We start from the raw sequence: 3,097 nt of genomic DNA on the forward strand, positions 1-3,097 counted from the left end.
CGGGGCCGGATCCAGAGTGTCGTTAGCCCTGGACGGAGCCGGATCCAAATCATCACCGCCGCGGCCACCGCCCGAGGGGATGGGGATGGGGGGCAAAGGGATTTTGGTCGGTTCCCCGATCGGTCTGGCCTGAGCACCCGATCGCAAAATCGGATCATTTAGGACTCTGTAGCCTTCAGGGCTGTCGAGAGAGGATACACCCATGGTTGGTTTACCCCTTAGGCGGTGGATCGCCTAAAAACTCCCAAGGTGTATCGTCTGAAAACAGATCAAGCGCCGAGATATCGCTTGCTTCACTGGCTTTCTTAGCCGATTCAGCAATTAGAGTCTGTGGCACGTTTTCTGGATTGAAACCGGAACCAACCGGTCGGATCTCGCCTTCAGGCAAATCCTCTTTATTTAAAATTTCTTGCGCACCTGAAAGCTGCTTGGTTAGTTCCGCCTGAGCTTTTGCTAACTCGCGCGATTCGTCGCTAATGTTAACGACCTCACCCGCAATCCCTGTTAGCACGTCTGTCAATTCAGTTGCGTTATTAATTGTGTCATACAACTTTTGAATCCTACCTGAGTTTGCATTGATACCCGTTGGCATCCATTTATAATCATTCTCACCAACAATTCTTGATTTCTTTAAAGCATTGCCAATGCGACTAACATTATTAGTCGCAATTTCAATCAGCCCTCTAGTCCCATCAAAAATTGATTGAACATTGAAATAAACGTTGCTGGCACTTTGCAAAATGCGATTAGCAGCATCGATTTTGGCTTGAATCAAAATCCATTGCTCTTTTCCGAACACATCAATCATCAAAGCTTGCCAACCTTTGCTAATCAGGTCAGCTACATCAATTTGAGCATCTTCATCGGGATCTGATAGCCGAAAAACTCGCATAAATGCTTGCAAGCCAACGTCTAACAATCCCGTTACCGATTCAGTCAGATTACGAGATAACATCAAAGCGTTATGCAAGCTGAAAAACACGCTCAAAACGTTTAATGTTTGGTTGAGCCATTGCATCTTCTGAACGTTTTGAACTGCACCAGACAGCCCGTATTCACCGCCCCTCTTGCTTTTGATTTCAGGCCCAAGGCGCTTCAGGATGTCATCCTGATTTTTTAGGATTTTGTCGAGATTAGCCTTCTCAAAACGACACTGAGACACGGATCCACCCCCTGGAAAACGACCGGTAGAACCGGGAGGAACAGCAAGCGGAGGCCAGCCCCGATCGGGTGGCTTACGGATCGGCGGGTTATTGATATCGAGGCCCCCACCGCCAGGGAAATCAGGAAAATCAGGAACCGGGGTGCTATCGGGATCCTCGCTGGAGACGATCTCGATCGCCGCAATGCAGCCCCAGGAGGCAAACCCAAGCCGGATGGTTCGGGCTTCGGGATCCGCTGGCACGGCTTCGTAAAGCCGTTTCGCCCCACTCGGGGGCGATCGGTAACGGCCGGCATATTCCGGCTCCATGGGCAAGATTCGGAAGCGATAGGGCCCGGCTGGCAGATCGGTGATGGTGCTGGAGTAAAAAACCCAGCCCCCAAAGTCGTAAAGCTGCGATTTTGGGTCGTAGATTGCCTCAGCCGTCCAAAAAGTGAACTTAATCTTGGATTTTTGGTAAGGAATGGTGAACTCATCGGGCCCATCGCCCGGCCCTGTACCCGGATCATCACCCGGTGATCCACCGGTTGGGGCCGGTAACCGATCGCCTGGATGGCGGCCGCTTGTGGCCGATGATGGGTCGCCCCCGACTGGATTAATCGGGCCCCCCGATAGCGCCGGGGGCAACGCAGGGACGATCGGCTTAAGCGCTGGAGCCAGCGACGGAGCCTCCCACGGCCGCCCCCGCGCCCATGCATCATCGATCTGTCGCTGCAAATCTTCGTTGCTGGGCTGGCCAGCGACGCTATTGGCAGTAGGGAAGATGGAGCCGGGTAGGGGTATTTCGGGCATGGCGATCGCCTGACAGATTAGCGATCGTTAATCAAGCCGAAATCCCAACGGGATCTCGGCCGTGGTTAGCGGCCGGGCAAACATCCAAGATTTCTTGGTTTGATCGGCCACATAGAGCGGATCCAGCTCGATCGACTGCCTGATGATGCAACGCACCGTTTCATCAGCCGCCCGAAAGATCTGAAATTGGGCCGCGTAAACGAGCAACGAGTTTTCCTGTTCCTTGATTTGCTTTGTCCCGGTCACGTTATCCAGCAGAGTGCCAACCCAAACGGCCAACTGTTCAACAGTCGCGATTGATGGTGGGATCTGAGTGCGGTCTAAGAGCATTTTTAATGCCAAACTCTGATCAGTAATCTAATGCGTTTTTAAACAATGCAAAAATTGCCTCAACTATACAAAAGAGGCTATCTTAAAAAGAGCTGAGATCCTTATGAGGCAAGCCTTAGAAGCTTTGAAAACTGAAAGGATCTTATCAAGATACCTAATTAGTTGAGCAGAGCGAAAAAGAGGCATGAAAATCAACCGATCGGGACGTTCTACACCCTTAACAGATCAATTATTTCTTAAGATTTTGGAGTCGTTTGTTGAAAAATCACATCGACTTTATTGGGCGATCGCTTGGTATACAGGCGAGCGACCCACGGCAATCTTGCGGTTGCCCCAAGCCAGCGTTTATGGCAGTAGTGGCCAACCCCTAAAGGCAATCGTCTTCAGCGGGCGATCGCGCAAATGCGGCCGCACCCGAGAGGTGCCGATCGCGCGGAAGTTACACCCGTATTTGCTGGCCTACCGGCCAGACCCAGGGCTGCTCATGTTCCCATCGCGCCGATCGCCCGATCGAGAAATTCACCGTCGCACCATGGATGCAGCATTCAGGCGAGCGCTGATCCGAGCTAAGTTAACCGGCTTGGGCCTATCGCTCTATTCCGCCCGCCGAGGATTTTGCTCTGGATTGGCCGCAAAAGGTGTAGGGCTGGCCACCATCCAGACGTTAACCGGCCATCAGTCTCTATCGGTGCTGTCCAGATACATAGAGACAGACCCCATGGATGAGCGGTCGATCGCGGCGATCAATTTGCTCTAAAACAGACCCGTCGATCACGGCAGCTCGATCGCCCCAGCAGTGAAGGCCCACCGATC

General features: G+C 52.4%; 4 protein-coding genes. 1 reads left to right on the plus strand and 3 read right to left on the minus strand.

Features of this window, described 5'->3' with window-relative positions:
* The 3 genes from AMR42_RS19915 to AMR42_RS12680 form a co-directional block, all read right to left on the minus strand.
* Window positions 1–204, minus strand: a 204-nt coding sequence (locus AMR42_RS19915; RefSeq protein WP_143473066.1) for a hypothetical protein, incomplete at its 3' end; no start/stop codon positions are given.
* Between the two features lie 7 nt (window positions 205–211).
* Complete coding sequence (locus AMR42_RS12675) at window positions 212–1,471, minus strand: hypothetical protein (protein WP_143473067.1); 1,260 nt, start codon at window positions 1,469–1,471, stop codon at window positions 212–214.
* Between the two features lie 510 nt (window positions 1,472–1,981).
* The gene (locus AMR42_RS12680; protein WP_099533975.1) at window positions 1,982–2,233 is read right to left on the minus strand and encodes a hypothetical protein; all 252 of its coding nucleotides are present in this window, start codon (window positions 2,231–2,233) and stop codon (window positions 1,982–1,984) included.
* A 295-nt stretch (window positions 2,234–2,528) separates the two neighbouring features.
* On the opposite strand from AMR42_RS12680, the gene AMR42_RS12685 reads away from it, so the two are divergent.
* A complete protein-coding gene (locus tag AMR42_RS12685; RefSeq protein WP_158234467.1) occupies window positions 2,529–3,041 on the plus strand; it encodes a tyrosine-type recombinase/integrase in 513 nt (170 codons plus the stop codon).
* Window positions 3,042–3,097 lie beyond the last annotated feature (56 nt).

Source organism: Limnothrix sp. PR1529, assembly GCF_002742025.1.
In the GTDB taxonomy this organism is placed as follows: Bacteria; Cyanobacteriota; Cyanobacteriia; order CACIAM-69d; family CACIAM-69d; genus CACIAM-69d.

What these genes read in the sequence shown, in the direction of transcription:
- AMR42_RS12675 (WP_143473067.1), bottom strand. Translation starts at nt 1,471, where the DNA reads ATGGAGCCGGAATATGCCGGCCGTTACCGATCGCCCCCGAGTGGGGCG.